Genomic DNA, 16,867 nt, shown 5'->3' with positions numbered 1-16,867 from the left:
ATTTAAAAACCTTGTCATTTATTTGATGAGGTTTTTTTGGTTTTGGGCGTGCAGCTCCATCGGTAAAGTTTCCGATGGATAGCAAGCTCAAACTTATTTCAAAAATTGATAACTGATAAATGCTTTTCTCTAGTAAAAATAAGGAACAATAATATTACGAACAAAGGCTATGGTGGCAATATAGGGGAGAAGCACAATTGTAAGTGCAATGGCAGCGACAGGCAAAGCAATAGCTGTTGCAAAAGCTCCAATATATGAGGAATTGTCATCATAAGTTGAACCATCAGACCTTCTATATCTAACTGTTTGAGCACTCCCTAATATGGCACCAATGATTTTGAGCCATTTTGATTTGTCTTTTTTACCTCTTTTATCGATGGTGAACACAAAGGGGAACATAGCGGATAAATAAAGTAAAAACCACAATATTGTTTTCCAAGCATATCCACTTACAGAGTCTGCTGCCTCTTGATCATTTCCTATTTTATAATCACGATACTCCTCTGCTGACATAGATTTCAGAAATTCGATTTGTTTTTTTGATTCGCTGATAGTGGTTTCCCTGATTCTGTTATTTTCCTCTGAACTGGCTAGATTTTTTTCTTTTGCAGCTATGCGTTCAATAATTTGATTGCTTTGCTCTTGCTTTTTTAAATCTTCTATTTCCTTTTTCAATGGAATAGTATAAGTCATGGAATATTCAATCTCATCTTTAGCCGATTTAATTTTTCTTTCCAATTTAACAATTTTATCTAGCTGTATAGATTCGGCTTTATCTATGCTTAAATCACCAGATTTTTCTTCCACCCTATTGCTCATGTAGAACATGACTAAAATACCCAGGAATACTCCGATAATGGTGAACTTTGAACCATTGAATCTTCTTTTTCCTGAGTCAACCAAAAGGTCATCCAAATATTTTATTTCCTTATTAAAATCCTTGTTTCCTTTATGCTTTTTTTTAAGTTCTTCAACTTTAATTTTGGCATGGTCTATCTCTTTTTTTGTTCCAGGTTTATACCTATCATCAATGATTAATGAAAAGCTTTGATAAATCTCTTCAATCTCTTTAAACCATGTGGTGTCCCTAAAATCATCTGCATTGGTGGCTTCATCTGTCATTATTTGATCCTCCTAAATTAATTTATTAATGTGCTATATCATATATATGCGATATCAAGATAAAACAGGGTAATCAATTATGCCTAAAGTACATAGAATGCTTACAAACGGGTGTGCTGTGTTTATATTAGTGGAGGATGGTTTTATATACGTAGGTTTTAGTTGAGGATATCTGTATGAGCGGTACCGAAGTATTTGCATACAAAGAAATGAACTTTAGATCATCATTTTTTGTCTTAACACATAAAACGAAGCAAAAAAAGTCAAGACTGCAGCTGCTTCCCTCAAAAAAGCTACGCTAGATTTTCTAAAATGCTTCAAACTCAATGCTTATTTCACAATAAACATCTCAAACAGAAGCATTTTTTAACGAAAGCTCCAGATTGTTTTTTGGCTCGCCAGCTGAGGTCATTAAAATCCGGAGCAGGGAAGTGCTATTCTGCAGGTCAAAGGGATCAAAGCCTTGAACAAAGTGAAAGGATTGAGGCCCTGGTTTGCTAAAGGAATTTTAAAAAAGGCTGAGGGCTCGAACGATACTATACCGATACGTCATTCAACATGAATATGCACTAGCAAAGCCCGTGGTGATGAATCCGCTTATTTTTAAGTCGGCCAGAGTATCTTATGAGTAATCTATTCTTCTTGCCGACCTCTACTCTAATCTCAAAGCATAAGTTAAAAGCCGGAATACAATTCGGTCTGAGCAGAACAATATAGAACTCTGGGCAAACAAGATATTTAAAAACCTTGTCATTTATTTGATGAGGTTTTATGGACTTCTACTCCAAAGGAAATGTTTTATGATGGAATTCAGCAATCCATTATCATTCTATATGATTTACGCGGAAATGATATTAAATGGACTGGTAAAGCTGTATCTCTTACAAATCGTAATACAGATCTTATACTGGTACTCTTTGGTATAAAAATCTTTTGATCTTTTGGGTGGCCGTTTTTGTAAATTCCTCTTTGTGAGGCTCAACGATTTGGATTTTAGAAAACTTATTTACCCTAGCATTGACGTACTCTTGCAATTCTTTGCTCAAGTCTTCAAACTTGGCTTCAATTTCTTCTCTCACATTTTTGTACTTTTCTTCAATTTCCTCTCGGTTGAAATGTACCATGGCGACCAATTTACCTTTTTGCTGAATGACAAGCGATTCGGCTACATGTTTGAAATTATTGATAATAGACTCGATGTCTTCAGGAAATATGTTTTCACCTCCAGGTCCAATAATCACATTTTTGCTACGTCCACGAATATAGAGGTGGTTGGTTTTATCAATGATACCTAAATCACCTGTTTTAAACCAGCCATCTTCACTCAGAACTTCCTTGGTCAATTCTGGTTCTTTATAATAGCCTTTCATAACATTAGGACCTTTTGCCCAAATCTCTCCTTCGCCGGTGAGTTTCCCCGGATTATTGATTTTGAGGCTTACTCCTTCGAGTTTGGGTCCTGTAGACTGCAGCTTTGTATGTTTTGGGTTCGCACCAGCCAGCAATGGAGCTGTTTCAGTAAGTCCATAACCAATGGCATAAGGGAATTTGGCTTCTCGTAAAAAGATCTCTACTGTTTTATCGAGTTTAGCGCCTCCAATTCCAAAAAACTTCAGTTCGCCACCAAAGGTTTGCATCAGTTTTTTACCGGCCAATAGGTTCATCTTCTTTCGTGAGAAAGGCATAGCATATAATGCTCTCGTTAGCTTGTTTTTATTGAAAGAGGGTAGAACTTTGCTCTTGTAAACCTTTTCGATGATTAAGGGCACAGTAAGCATTAAGGTTGGTCGTACCTCTTTGAGTGCCGGAAGTAATACTGCTGGGGTTGGTGGTCTGGTTATATAATAAACACAGGCACCCCTGAGAATCGGAAGAATAAAGCCGATGGTGTTTTCGTAAGTATGAGAAAGGGGAAGGACAGATAAAAAACGATCGAAGGGATTAATTTCCTGAATCCCACCACTGGAAACGGCATTGGAAACAATGTTCTTATGGGTGAGCATGACGCCTTTTGATTTCCCGGTTGTTCCCGATGTGTATATAATGACTGCCAGATCCTCCTCAACTATTGTGTGTTTCCTTTTGGGGATGGAAGCCTCCTTAAAGCGAACCTTTGGCCGATCAGATTCCAGTATTGAATAATCCTCAATCAGTATACGGTGTAATAATGTTTCCTTTTGGAAGTTTTTGATTTTGGCTTTTAAACCATTTGAAACAAATATGGCTTTTGCTTCAGAGTGGGTCAAAATATTATCTATTTCGTATTCGCTAAAATCTGGAAGAATTGGGACTACAACAGCACCCATAGAAGCAATAGCAAAATAAGTGATTCCCCAATTTGGCATATTTGTACTTAGTAAAGCCACGCGGTCACCAGCTTGTATTTTTAACTTTTCAAGCAAGGAATTAACAGCAAGTCTTTTTTTATCGAACTGCCTATAGCTTATTGGATCTTTACCAACAAAAGCAAGTGCCGGACGATCAGTAAATCTTTTAACTGATTGCTGCAGTAATGCTGGTAATGTTAAAACTGGAAGCTCGTGCATATTGTTTTTAATGTGTCGGCAAAAGTACAATAAATAAATATTCCAGTATTTTCATTTGAAATTACCTTTGTTTTGCACAACGCCCGTGCTATTCGTTATTATTTTTGGTCTGAATTACAATACTTTGTAATACTAACTGATAAGCGTCATCCAAATTGTATTCCCTCAAGCCAAAGAAAAAACTACACGTAAGCTTTATGGATAATCGCCGTTTGGAGTTCTATTTATGATGCAAACCTATTCTATTATAATTTTTTCTGAATGAAGAAGGGACTCATTCTCTTCATAAATTTGAACCAGATAAACTCCTGCATTGAGGTGTGAAACATCTAATTCTGTATGGTTATTAATGAGCGATTTACTCATGATTTGTAGACCAAGTATATTCGTAAAATTTACTGATAGTGTATTCCTGTTTTCAGAATCCTTTATAAATATCTTGCTATTAGCAGGATTGGGATAAATGCTAAATTCAAAATTGGCCTGATTTATTGGGCTTACAGATACCGTGTTCTGAGAATGATAAATAGCTTGGCGACCGAGTGAGTTATTAATTGTTAGCATGAGGTAATCATTTTCATCAACTATGTAGTAACTATAAGGCTGTGCTAATTCAGTCCCCACATAGAAGAACTGCCAAAAGTATTGAGATTCAAATTCAGAATTTTCACTCATGGCGCAATCCATTAATGTTACAGAAACATCGGATAAAGTAAATCCCATTCCCGTGTCATCAAACTCCACTTCTCCACCAAAGCCATTGCAAACACCGGTCATTAGATAATTATCACCAAACTGAGCACTCACCTCACTTACTTCTTCGTTGATGGGAGTCACATATTCCACATCATTGATAATGAGTTTTTGCAAATACCAGAGATGATTAATGAGCTCGTCTTGTTGCGCATTTGCAATAAGTCCGCTAAAGATTAATGTAAATAGGATAAATTTTCTCATGACATATTTTTTTGTGCTATTTATAGATTCTATATAAAAACCATTATTCTATCCTTACTGTAGCCAATTATGGCATTAATGCTAATCAAACCGCAATAATCATTAAGTAAATAACAGCTGCTGCCCATATAAAATAGCGACTAGTACATTTACAGTATATATAATAAATTCAAAAGTAAATAATATTAAACAACTATACAAGTTTGTAAATGATAGTAAATCAGATATATATATATATATATATATATCATAAAAATTGAACAAATGAGCATTGTTACAGGTCATGAAATACAGAAAAGTATTGATATTTGCTATGCTTTAGATGTGGAAGATTAATAACCTTAAGGTTTTCTTGGTTTGGACAAGCTGCTTCATCGGAAATGTTTTCCGATGGCAGATCATGTTTTAAACTATAATTCCATTAAACGCCTGATTTGTAAAACCCTGCTGGATATATCCTACCATAAGGATATGCTAATAGATGGTTAGCTAATCTTGATAAGTAAAGAATTAGAATACAGTTTCATCTTCAACAATAAGAAAAACACAAAGAGAATGAATAGAAACTTGAAAATCCTAATCCACAAACTTCAACTTTTCCCAAATCTCATCAGATTCAGGGGATTCTAGAAATTTCTTGGTGACCTCTGGTATAAAGTCTTGGATTTCCTCATAGCGGCCTTCTTTCATGGCCAAACGAACCTTGGAAGCGCTGATACAGTTTTTATTTTCGCCTTCAGTAACCATGCCTATGGTTTTTCTATCCACCTCATGAACTTCGCATCCCACTGTTGGAAGTATTTTTTTCATGGCTTCATTATAGGCTCTAGTGGTACGGCAATAATGCTCGGTTCCCACATAACGTTTTTTAATGCCTAGGGTAGGTATTATATATTGGGCGAAGATCTTCACATCTACTTCGGCTTGCTTCTCCGAAATCAAGTTCCAAGATTCTAATTTCAAGAAATAATTGGGGAAGATGGCACCAGAAACAATATAAGGACCTGTTCCTATGATCACTACATTATCGAGATGAGCAATGCCTTGTTCAATCATTTTTTTTCTCGCCTCATAAGGGAAAGCAGATAAATCTTCCTCCACCACAAATAGATAAACCACCTCATTTTCAGCTGCGGCTTTTTCAATTAAGTATTGATGGCCCAAGGTAAAAGGATTACAATTGACTACAATGGTAGCTATATCGTCGCTCTTGGTTTCTTGTTTGAATGTTAAAAGATTCTTCTTGTAGGTTTTGATAGATTCGTATCCGAATTCTAAAACGGAGAATAGTGGTTCCGCTCTGGCGATTTCTTTAAATCCTAAGCCTTCGAATAGTACCGAAGTTTCAGGTTTGGTGAAGACAAAGCAGCGTTTATTCTCTGCTAAAATTTTATCGGAAAGATAGGATACGATTAATGGAAAAGCGGTCGTTTCGCGAAATTTATCAGCCACAACCACATACTTTAGGGTCTGGTTTTTATAAGAACCTGTGCCTATCAATTCATCATTTAAATTATAAAGAATCACCGTAGAATCTATGGCTTCAGAAAGATAATCGTAACCTCTTTCTTTTAAGAATTTGGCGACTAACTTTACATCGTAAGGATTTTCTACGTCTAAATATTCGTATCTAAAATCAGTATCTTCAAAATTCATTTTTCAATCTATTTCTTGTTTCACATCATAGAAAAACAGTGTGACAGCTAACATGTCGGCACTACCGCCGGGCGAAATTTGCTGTTCACGACAAAAGGTGGCTAATTTATTATAATTATCTTTTTTATCGATAGCCTCTGAAGCCAATTTCTTAAGTTTTTCAGCTATTTCAGAACCTTTTCGGTATAATACATTGGAGTCGTTGGTATTAGAAATGATATTTAAAAGCGTTTGAGATAAGACTTCTCCCATGGCTTCTTTATCTTGAAAATCCAATTTCTCCTGATGCTGCTCTAGAAACGGAAGTGCGTTTTCAAAAACTACAGGAAATCCTTCTTGGGCTTCATATCTGGCTCCAGCTCCTTTTATTCCATATTTCAGGAAGGTTTTTTCACCATGAGAAGCTTGTTTTTTTGAGGAGGCTGTCAATTCAGTATTCACCAAATCTTGACAGATTTCTCTAATGCAATTTCGGATGTTTAAGTCATTTAGTTCTTGATTGTTTTTTATCAAGTAAGAAACCGAAAACACCCCTATTCCCAATAAGAAAATCAATCCTTTTTGGGTATTTACTTGTCGGGTAGCGCTAAACATTCTTTGCTCGGCTTTTAATCCCAATACTCTAATTTGAGTCAAAGCGGTAGATAAGTTAGTCTTCTCTTTCCAAGCAGCTAAAGCAAAGTCCTTCCAAAGAGGAGCCAATGCTGCTGTTGAGTTGAGGAAGCTATAATAGTTCATGTCTTTATGCGAACCAGAGTCATAATAGTCTACGAGTCCAGGCTTTGGCGACAAGCTTACTTCGTATAAAAGGGCACGGCTACAAAGCTCACTCAGTTTCTCGGAGACCTCCATAGCTCTGTGTCGGACTTGATATCCTTCTAACATGCTGAACATTTTCACTCTCAATTCTTCGTAGTCATGCCTCTGCTCGCGCATACATTCTACGGCAGAACAGTCTTTGCAAATGATACAAGGCTTTTTCTTTCCAGAACTCACTGGCTTGGCCTGCTCGTCATACACATCCACATCTAGTATTCTAGAAACAGAGTGATTGCTTTCGAAGCTTTCGGTGATATTCTTGAGCGATTTTAAATCATCAGACTTCTCTATAGCCACCAAATAGAGTAATCCAGCTTTATCTGTAATCATTTCCTCCATTCCCAAATCCACCCGATGGGCCAATAGATGTATTTTCAATTCCTCCACTATCCATGGAAACACTTGGCGGCAAAGCGCATTGTGTTTTGGATAAGAAGGAATATTCAAGCTCAGGCTCACAGAAGCTATAGAACCAGCTAAAATTTCGCTGCGTTTCTGGGCTCTCTCTTCCCGAGCTTGAAGTATTTTATGGAGTTCGGAACTCATTTATTTTGCCTTTGCTATTCTTCTATGACTTGACGAATCACATCAACTATGGTCCCGTCTCTGTATTCCACCAATCCCACTATTTTATCGGAATATTTTACCTCTTTGGCTTTTCCCACTATCTTTTCAACCTCTTGCTGAAGGTCTTCAATTTTCTTGATATTCAGTCCTGCTTTTTTGAGATTTTCTTCCAATTCTGGTTTCATGGGATTCACACAAATTCCACGCTCTGTCACCAAAACATCTACTGTTTCTCCAGGAGTAACTACGGTTTGTACCCGCTTATTAATGGTGGAAATTCTTCCTCTAAACGAAGGACAAACCACTACGGTTAATTGGGCTCCAGAAGCAGTATCGCTATGTCCTCCAGAAGCGCCTCTCACTTCACCATTGGCTCCCGTAATCACATTTACATTAAAGTCTAAATCAATCTCTAAAGCCCCTAAAACCACAATATCTAATTTATTGGTTACACAACCGCAGTTGAAAGGGCTGGCATAGTATCCAGCAGAAATTTCAATATGATTTTTGTTATTATAAAGGGAGGTACTCACTGCTGCATCAAAAGATTGCACATCGAAAATGGTCTTGAATAATCCTTCGTTGAGCATATCTACTCCATAGGAAGTCACACCACCCAAAAGGAAACTACCTTTGAGGTTTTTGCGCTTCATTTTTTCACGGATAAACTTAGCCACGGCCAAAGAAGCACCACCAGCACCCACTTGGAAAGAGAAGCCTTCGTTGAAGAAACCAGAATGCTCAATCACATCGGCACCTAATTTGGCAATTCTCAAATCCATTGGAGATTTCGTGATGCGAGTCGTTCCGGAGGCAATTTTAGAGGAGTCGCCAATAGAATCAACTTTCACTACAAAATCAACATAAATCTGCTTAATAGAAAGCGGATAGCAAGGATAGTCTACCAAGTCATCAGTCACCACCATTACCTGTTTGGCATATTGTGAATCGATATGGGCATATCCCAAGGAACCAAAAGCAGATTTGCCAATAGAACCTGTTGCATTTCCTTCTTCATCGGCTGCAGAAGCTGCAATAATGGCTAAGTCAATGGAGATTTTACCTGTGTGAATGGCTCTTACTCTACCACCATGAGAGTGGATAGTGATGGGTGTATCCATAATACCAGATGAAATAGCTTGTCCTAATTTGCCCCTAATTCCGGAAGTCCAAATGCGAGTAATGGTACCATCCTCTAAATATTTGATGATGGAATTGTGGCTCTCATTTAAAGAGGAAGAAGCCAAGGTGATGTCTTTAATTCCCATTTGGGCTAAAATATCGATAGATCTCACCAAGATATTCTCTCCATTACGCATATGGTGATGGAAAGAAACCGTCATTCCATCTTTAGGATTTGATTTCTTAATGGCCTCTTCCAGCGTTTCGCAAAGCTTAACGGCATGAGGCATTTTGGCTTTATTTGGTGGAGGGCTTGTTAACTCATCCATCCAACCTTTTTTTAATTTGGTCCAGGCACCGCTATATGGTTCTAGTTCTCCAATGCCTTCTATCTTTTTTGGAATTTCTCTTCCTATACTATTCTTATTCATCGCTAATAAATTAAATGTTCGCATGATCTACACCTGCCAATTCCAGAACGTATCTGGCTCTTGTGACTACGGGTGCATCCACCATTTTTCCATCTATGGCAAAAACGCCAATACCTTTTGCATCGTTCTTGTTGAACTCTTTCACTACCCTATAAGCCTTACGGATTTCTTCGTCGGAAGGGGTGTATATTTCATGGATTGGGTCTATTTGTCGAGGATTAATGACTGCTTTTCCTGAGAATCCAATCTGACGTATGAATTCAGTTTCTTGTTTCAAGCCTTCCTCATCGTCAATATCAGCCCAGACGGTATCTATGGCATCTATTCTATTGGCTTTAGCGGCCATTACAATCATTTTTCTAGCTAAGTCAATACCAGAGCTATTCTTAGAGCTTTTAATATTCATATCGGCAGTTAAATCTTGTCCACCAATGGTGATGGCATCTACACGTTTAGAATATTTTGCAATATCGAATACATTCTGAACACCCAAAGCTGTTTCAATCATGATATGAATGGTCATTTGGTCATGGGGTAATCCATGCTCATCTTCAATTTGCTCCACCAAAGTGATGAGTCTTTGAAGCTCTTCCACCGTTTCGGTTTTAGGATAACGAATGGCATCTGGCTGCAATGGAACAATGGCTTTTAGGTCTTCCATTCCAAATGGAGTATCTAGATGGTTCACTCTTACGCAAACCTCGGTATTGCCATAATCCACATTTTTGAGCATTTGTTGAATCAAATTTCTAGCGGCATCTTTTTGGTTAAGGGCCACTGCGTCTTCTAAATCGAGAAGCAAACTATCGGCACCGTAAACACTTCCGTGAAGCAACATGGCTGGATTGTTGCCCGGAATATATAACATGGTTCTTCTTTTTCTTTTCATGGTAAAAATTGTGGGAGTTTTAATACATGGTACCTTTTTGCTGATTGAGGGCTCTTTGCATCACGGTTTCCATTCTTGCAAGTATAACTGGTTCAATGGCACCTTTATCATGAATTTGTAATTGAACATCGTTTACTTCAAACTGATCTAAAACTTGGTGAATCAGTTTTTCTATGGTTTCGCCGTATTGCATAAATACGCCCGACTCAATTTGGATATCTCTACCTTCGCCTTCCTCTACAGGAGCTGCAAGGATAAGGATATCGCTGGACTCGAAAGAACCCGCTTGTGCTTTTCTGGTTATTTTCATCTGTTTATATTTTATTTTCATTGGTCAGATGGAACCGCATGATAATAATAACGTTTATCGGTGCCGTTTTGCTGGATAGCCAAATAGATGTGATTAATTATTATTTTAATCATGCTTGTTTCATTGATTTGAATATTAAAATTTAGAATAATATTTCTGTTCTTTGAGTTTGTATTTCAAAAAAAAGATGCGCAAAATTAGAGCTATTTGAGCGGTTGGTAAATAAGTGAAAAGCCCAATTAAGGCAATTTTGTGTTAAAATATTAACAATGCTTAGTTTTGATAAATAGTCATGGACTTTTCACCTTGGTTTTTAGGTTAAGAATCAATTGCGTCCTAATAATAAGTAAAGATTTCTCGCTACGCATGGAAATGACTGGCGTTTTGGCAAGGTAAAGGAGAAGTGGCTTGCTTTTGATATTGCAAAAAGCAAAACACTTCTTCCTTCCCATCACCTAATAGTGAGTTGTCTTTCTGAACTAAATGCAATGAGTGAAGAATCTTTTTGAATATAAAACTTGTTTTGGACAGTATTGGTTAAAAATCATAACTGTACACTTTGATTCTATCATTCTTTTATAGCCTTGGAAGTAATAATCCATAAAATTAGACTAATCTTGGGACCAAGACAGGGCAAACTCATACTTTAGTATTTAGAACCCTAAGTAAATATTCTTCATTCCAACCAGCCTTAAGTCTTTTATCTGCTATTCCCTGCTTTTCTGATTTCTCTTTTTTCAGTAAGTTCAAAGCGATTTTAAGAAGTATAGAATTATTTTGAGCAGTATTATTATTTCTTTTTGTCGAGGAATCTTCAGAGAACGCCACATCTAAAGTCCAATGCAATTTATTCTCAACTCCCCAATGTGAACGGATATAATCCTGATACTTCTCAGCCGAATCATTCCTGCTGGTAATGTAATATCGGGATGCTTTTTTAGTTTGTTTATCGCTATTCTTAAACTCTCTAATTGATTCTAATTTAACTATCTGAGTTAATTTATTCCATTTGTTATCATCGTTCTCTATAAATTGAAAATCTGTTATTACACTGCATTTTCTTGTTTCGATTCTACCATGTCCTATATCAATATTTTCATTTTTTTCAATTTGTTTTGCGAAACGAAACTCATCTTTTATATGCTCTAATAATTGTTCTTGATTTCCTTTAACAGCTAAAATATAGTCTGCTTCACTTTCTATAATTTTATCGGCGATATCAGTTTGAGTTCCCATGGCATCAATAGTGATAATATTGCCTGAAATACACAGTTTTTCTATTAAATCGGGAATTGCTGTTATTTTGTTTGATTTTTCATTTACCCGTACTTGACCCAAAAAATAAATTATTTTGACTTGCCCAGGCGCTAACCATATGAACAGGAGACTTTTTCCCTCTAGAGTTTGCTCCTCTTATTGTTTTACCATCTATTGCGATTACTTGTACTTTTTATATTGTCGATATTGAATTTACCCATTCAATAAAACAAGTTTCGAATTGATTGCTGTCAATTGCTGAAAACACCCTGTTTATGGTGTCTTCAGAAGGTATCCCATTTGATAGAGTAAGAAATTTTCTTAAAAACACTTCTTTTGATTGAGCAAACTCTCTCATTTATTTCCATGTTTCTGCGCCACAAATCACTGAAATTATTCCAACAAGAAGGATATCGGATATATTGTGAAGTTGGTTTATATGGCTTCTAGGATCGTCTATAGTACCGAAAATACTTATTAGATTATTTGTTGTTTTCATTCCTTATAACATATAGATAATCAATGCAAAAGAGTGATTTACTCTATAATATATAAATATATGGTATTATTATATTTAATTAATTTTCTTAAAAAAGTGTGAGTTTGCCCTGCCAAAAACAACTCAAAATTAGACTAATTCATTTGAATTCCTTATCTTTGTGTTCTCTTTTAAAAAAATAGAAATACTGCATTCTTAAGTATGAGACTTTTCGATGCACAAAAAAAACAAGATTTATGATTTTAAGGAACCTGATTCCATTAACTTCAAAAAACTCAATTATAAGCCAATTAAAGCAGCGTATTAAATCACGCTCTAGCTCCACAGCCCGGCCTCCCGGAAATTAGTCTTTTTAGCAGTTTTCGTTTATTATTCACAAGTAAAACTTGTTCTGTTATGTTACATATTGTAGACATAATCATTTTTGTGGTTTACTTTATTGCCATGATTTCTGTTGGATTCTATTTTTATTATAAAAATAAGAGTGTAGAAGATTATTATGTAGGCGGCCGTAAATTAGGGAGCTGGCATATTGGTCTATCCGTTGTCGCTACTGATGTTGGGGGAGGTTTCAGTATTGGTTTGGGTGGTCTTGGGTACTTAATAGGCATATCCGGTTCTTGGATGCTTTTTACAGGATTACTAGGAGCATGGCTCACTGCCGTGGTTTTAATACCCAGAGTTAATCAGTTATCACATCAAGAAAAATGGTATACTTTCCCCCAATTATTTGGCTTTTTCTATAACAAAAAAGTAGCGTTTTTGGCGGGAATTATATCAGCGATAGGATATATTGGTTTTACTAGTTCACAGCTTTTAGCAGGAGCTAAACTAGCATCGGCAACCTTCATAGAAATTGACTTACAAACAGCATTGATTATCATGGGAGCCATTGCAGTAGTGTATACTGCTATTGGAGGATTAAAGGCTGTTATTTATACCGATACTATTCAATGGATTATATTAATGGCAGGTCTCATTTTTATCGGTATTCCCATAAGCTATTATAAAGTAGGAGGCTACGAAGCCATACAAAATACACTTGCTCCTGAGTTTTTAAGCCTGACGAATATCAAATGGCAACAAATCATCAATTGGCTATTTACCATTGTTCCGATTTGGTTTGTGGGAATGACCTTATACCAACGCATTTATGCTGCCCAGATGTTAAAACTGCTAAAAAAGCCTGGTATATTGCTGGTTTATTCGAATGGCCTTTAATGGCCTTTATGGGAGTGGCTTTAGGGTTAATGAGCTGTGTAGCATTCGAAAACAACATGTTTGAATCTCAAGGATTTAGTACAGGATCAGCCTTTGATGCAGAAATGGGACTTCCCTTACTCTTAAATACCATTTTACCCGTAGGACTCATGGGACTAATGTTATCAGCCTATTTCTCTGCTATATTATCCACAGCAGATTCTTGCTTAATGGCCGCCTCAGGAAATGTACAAACTGATATCTTGGGACGAATCTGGCCTTCCTCGCAAAACAATAAAAAACATCTGAGAATCTCTCAAATTATTACCATTACAATTGGGTTTTTAGCCATCATTTTGGCCAATTATATGACCAATGTACTGGAGCTCATGCTCTACTCTTATGCATTCATGGTGAGCGGACTGTTTATTCCTGTTCTGATGGCATTATATACCAAGAAACCAAATGCCACTGCTGCTTTTGCAGCCATGATTACAGGAGGCTTTACAACCATATTTTTAGCAGAAACCGGATGGAAACTGCCATTGGGTTTAGATGCGAATATTTTCGGAATCTCTGCTTCGCTTATCATATATTTATTAATCAGTCAATTATCAAATAAAAACACACATGTTAGAAATTAAAAGAATTAATAATAATCAAGAATTTAAAGGAACTACAAGAGATGAATTTGTAGATTTTTTATTCCTCCATTTAGGCAAATTTGGCGACCCCAAGAAAGATATTCAAAAATGCTTGAGCTATGCTTTTAGCGATGAAAAATCTGAAGGTGGTTATGCATTGGCTGCTTTTTATGAGAGTAAACTAGTCGGTGGACTTATCATGAATAAAACTGGAATGGGAGATTATATTCCAGATTGGATTTTAGTCTATGTAGCAGTAGATGCTTCTTATCGTGGAAAAGGTTTTGGTAAACAAATCATTGCAAAAGCCTTTAATAATTGTGAGGGGCGAATCAAGTTGCATGTGGAATACGACAATCCAGCAAAAAGACTCTATGAAAGAATGGGATTTACTACAAAATATGCAGAAATGAGATACGAAAATAATAAATAACAATATGGCTTATTTAGAAATCAATATTACGGAAATAAAAAGCAATATCAGAAAAATTAGCACCTATCTGAATAAGCACAACATACATTGGAGCTTAATTACCAAGGTGTTTAGCGGAGACAAAGATTTTATGAGTAAAGTCTTAACTCCTGATATTGTAAAAGACTTACACTCGGTGGGCGATTCAAGACTTTCAAGTCTCAAAAACCTCAAAGAATTAAATCCAGAACTCGTTACCATCTATATTAAACCCCCAGCTATGGCTTATTTGGAAGATGTGGTGAGATATGCAGATATCTCCACCAACACCTCTCTTAAAACCATAAAAGCCTTAAACGAAGTGGCCAAAAACCAAGGTAAAATACACAAGGTATTGGTAATGATAGAGCTTGGTGAGTTACGAGAAGGTGTGAACCGAGAAGACTTTGCTGAGTTCTATAAAAACATATTTAACCTCTCCCATATTGAAGTCGTTGGAATTGGTAGCAATTTAGGATGTATGTACGGTATTGAACCAACCTACGACAAACTCCTTCAACTCATTTTATATAAAGAGCTTACTGAATTAAAACATGGCGATAAATTACCTTTAGTTTCTGGTGGAAGCTCCATCACTCTTCCTATGGTTGAGACCTCTTCAATTCCTAATGGTATTAATCATTTTAGAATTGGAGAAGCTGCTTTTTTTGGTACTAGCCCTTTAGATAATACCCAATTTCTAGATTTGTGTACGGATACTTTTAATTTTTATACTCAGATTATTGAATTAGAGGAAAAAGATATTGTTCCTGATGGCGTGATCAGTGAAGCCAATATTGGCCATACAGCTGAATTTGCAGATGAAGACAATTCGAGAAAAAGCTACAAGGCTATCCTAGATTTTGGACTGCTTGATGTAGATCAAGAAGGCCTAACATCAGATGACAAAACTATCAAATTAGTAGGAATCACCTCTGACATGACGGTTGTAGACATTGGAAACAATAAACATAAAGATAAATCTAAGAAGTATAATGTGGGTGACCACCTTTGCCTTAACCCTAGCTACCTCGCAGTAGCTCGCCTTTTAAGTTCTAAATTTGTGGAAAAGGTTTTTATAGAATAGTGATAAAATCTGAATAGAATGAAATATCAGACCTTTATCATCATTTAAAATAATTAAACCCTTATATTTAATGCTTAGTACTTCACTACTCGAAATCAAATGCAAAGCCATTGAAACAAATGTCCACTTCACTAGACAATTGGTAGGCCCCAAAGTAATTATTTCAGCCGTCATCAAAGGCAATGCCTATGGTCATGGAGTAGAAGTAGCCATTCCAGCCTTGGAGTATTCTGGAGTCAATCATTTTGCTGTTTTTTCATCCTCAGAAGCTCGAAAAGCATTTAAGGTCATGGATTCCTCAAACACCCTCATGATCATGGGCTTTATTTTTGAGGAGGACTTAAAATGGATCATTCAACATCATATTGAATTTTATATCTCTAATATAGAAATCTTAATAAAGGCTATTGATTTTTCTAAAGCACTTAAAATCCCTGCTCGAATCCATATTGATGTGGAGACCGGTATGAACAGAACCGGGTTATTATTAAAGGAATTAAAAAAAGTCATTCCAATCATTAATGAGAATAAAGAACATTTAATGCTTCAAGGTTTAACTTCTCATTTAGCTGGTGCCGAAAGCATCGCCAATTATACTAGGATTAAAAAGCAATTGGTGGTTTTTAGAAAAAGACGGAAACTATTATACGATAATGGTATCAAACCAAAACTGCAGCATATTGCAAGCAGTGCTGCCACCATTTCCTATCCAGATACGAGGTTAGATATGGTAAGAACTGGAGTATTACTTTATGGTTATTGGCCTACCAAAGAAACTTTCATTAATTATATTCATAGAAGAAAAGATAAATCTGACCCATTAAAACGAGCGATTATTTGGCGTACTCAAGTGATGGAAACAAAGACAGTTCCTGAAGGTGAATTTATAGGTTATGGTTTAAGTTTTCAGGCACAAAATAATATGAAAATCATGATTGTACCGGTAGGATATTGCAATGGATATAGTCGTTCCCTTAGCAATAATGGCCATGTGTTGGTGAAAGGCCAAAGAGCCCATATCATAGGAGGCGTTAATATGAATATGATTCTCTGCGATATCAGTATGATAAAAGAGAAAATCAATATTGGCGACGAAGTGGTTTTGATTGGTCAACAAGGGAATATGGAAATCTCATTTACCTCATTTGCTGATATGAATAACTCACTAAACTATGAAATTTTAGCTCGTTTACCAGAGAATATCCAAAGGGTTTGCACCATAGATGATTTAGGCTATTCTACAGCTCTCGAAACCTATATTTAGATTTACAATACAGTTTTAGGAGATTCGCAAACCCAAAAAGAATTAC

The 16,867-nt window shown here is 36.3% G+C and carries 13 protein-coding genes and 1 pseudogene; 5 read left to right on the top strand and 9 right to left on the bottom strand.

Features of this window, described 5'->3' with window-relative positions; translation table 11 throughout:
* Positions 1 to 129: 129 nt before the first annotated feature.
* The 9 genes and pseudogenes from HNS40_RS08535 to HNS40_RS08495 all read right to left on the bottom strand — a co-directional run bounded on the left by HNS40_RS08535 (position 130) and on the right by HNS40_RS08495 (position 12,175).
* Positions 130 to 1,122, bottom strand: a complete 993-nt coding sequence (locus HNS40_RS08535) for a hypothetical protein (RefSeq protein ID WP_172279692.1) — start codon at positions 1,120 to 1,122, stop codon at positions 130 to 132.
* A 902-nt stretch (positions 1,123 to 2,024) separates the two neighbouring features.
* Positions 2,025 to 3,668 carry an AMP-binding protein gene (locus tag HNS40_RS08530; RefSeq protein WP_172279690.1) on the bottom strand — a complete coding sequence of 548 codons (1,644 nt, stop codon included), beginning with the start codon at positions 3,666 to 3,668 and terminating at the stop codon, positions 2,025 to 2,027.
* A gap of 237 nt (positions 3,669 to 3,905) precedes the next feature.
* The gene (locus HNS40_RS08525) at positions 3,906 to 4,625 is read right to left on the bottom strand and encodes a T9SS type A sorting domain-containing protein (RefSeq protein WP_172279688.1); all 720 of its coding nucleotides are present in this window, start codon (positions 4,623 to 4,625) and stop codon (positions 3,906 to 3,908) included.
* A gap of 576 nt (positions 4,626 to 5,201) precedes the next feature.
* On the bottom strand, positions 5,202 to 6,281 hold the full coding sequence (gene citC / locus HNS40_RS08520; RefSeq protein WP_172279686.1) for a [citrate (pro-3S)-lyase] ligase: 1,080 nt from the start codon (positions 6,279 to 6,281) through the stop codon (positions 5,202 to 5,204).
* Positions 6,282 to 6,284: 3 nt separating this feature from the next.
* Positions 6,285 to 7,646: a triphosphoribosyl-dephospho-CoA synthase gene (locus HNS40_RS08515; protein WP_172279684.1), complete on the bottom strand. Its 1,362-nt coding sequence runs from the start codon at positions 7,644 to 7,646 to the stop codon at positions 6,285 to 6,287.
* A gap of 14 nt (positions 7,647 to 7,660) precedes the next feature.
* The gene (citF, locus tag HNS40_RS08510) at positions 7,661 to 9,220 is read right to left on the bottom strand and encodes a citrate lyase subunit alpha (RefSeq protein ID WP_172279682.1); all 1,560 of its coding nucleotides are present in this window, start codon (positions 9,218 to 9,220) and stop codon (positions 7,661 to 7,663) included.
* Positions 9,221 to 9,230: 10 nt separating this feature from the next.
* Positions 9,231 to 10,109, bottom strand: a complete 879-nt coding sequence (locus HNS40_RS08505; RefSeq protein WP_172279680.1) for a CoA ester lyase — start codon at positions 10,107 to 10,109, stop codon at positions 9,231 to 9,233.
* Between the two features lie 19 nt (positions 10,110 to 10,128).
* Positions 10,129 to 10,419 carry a citrate lyase acyl carrier protein gene (gene citD / locus HNS40_RS08500; protein ID WP_172279678.1) on the bottom strand — a complete coding sequence of 97 codons (291 nt, stop codon included), beginning with the start codon at positions 10,417 to 10,419 and terminating at the stop codon, positions 10,129 to 10,131.
* Positions 10,420 to 11,058: 639 nt separating this feature from the next.
* Positions 11,059 to 12,175: pseudogene (locus HNS40_RS08495) on the bottom strand (ISAs1 family transposase).
* 396 nt (positions 12,176 to 12,571) lie between these two features.
* Here HNS40_RS08495 and HNS40_RS22905 point away from each other — a divergent pair.
* From HNS40_RS22905 to alr, 5 genes are all read left to right on the top strand, one after another.
* Positions 12,572 to 13,396, top strand: coding sequence for a sodium:solute symporter (locus HNS40_RS22905; protein ID WP_216664163.1), 825 nt, complete (start codon positions 12,572 to 12,574; stop codon positions 13,394 to 13,396).
* Positions 13,396 to 14,019, top strand: coding sequence for a hypothetical protein (locus HNS40_RS22900; RefSeq protein WP_216664162.1), 624 nt, complete (start codon positions 13,396 to 13,398; stop codon positions 14,017 to 14,019). Before HNS40_RS22905 ends, HNS40_RS22900 begins: the two co-directional genes overlap by 1 nt.
* Entirely contained in the window at positions 14,006 to 14,452 is a 447-nt protein-coding gene (locus HNS40_RS08485) for a GNAT family N-acetyltransferase (protein ID WP_172279676.1), read from the top strand. Before HNS40_RS22900 ends, HNS40_RS08485 begins: the two co-directional genes overlap by 14 nt.
* A gap of 4 nt (positions 14,453 to 14,456) precedes the next feature.
* Positions 14,457 to 15,557, top strand: coding sequence for an alanine racemase (locus tag HNS40_RS08480; protein WP_172279674.1), 1,101 nt, complete (start codon positions 14,457 to 14,459; stop codon positions 15,555 to 15,557).
* Positions 15,558 to 15,627: 70 nt separating this feature from the next.
* Complete coding sequence (gene alr / locus HNS40_RS08475) at positions 15,628 to 16,821, top strand: alanine racemase (RefSeq protein ID WP_172279673.1); 1,194 nt, start codon at positions 15,628 to 15,630, stop codon at positions 16,819 to 16,821.
* Positions 16,822 to 16,867: the final 46 nt, after the last annotated feature.

It is taken from the genome of Lentimicrobium sp. S6 (assembly GCF_013166635.1).
In the GTDB taxonomy this organism is placed as follows: domain Bacteria; phylum Bacteroidota; class Bacteroidia; order Bacteroidales; family UBA12170; genus UBA12170.
The sequence above is the reverse complement of the archived record's forward strand: the minus strand, read 5'-3'. Positions and strand labels throughout refer to the sequence as shown.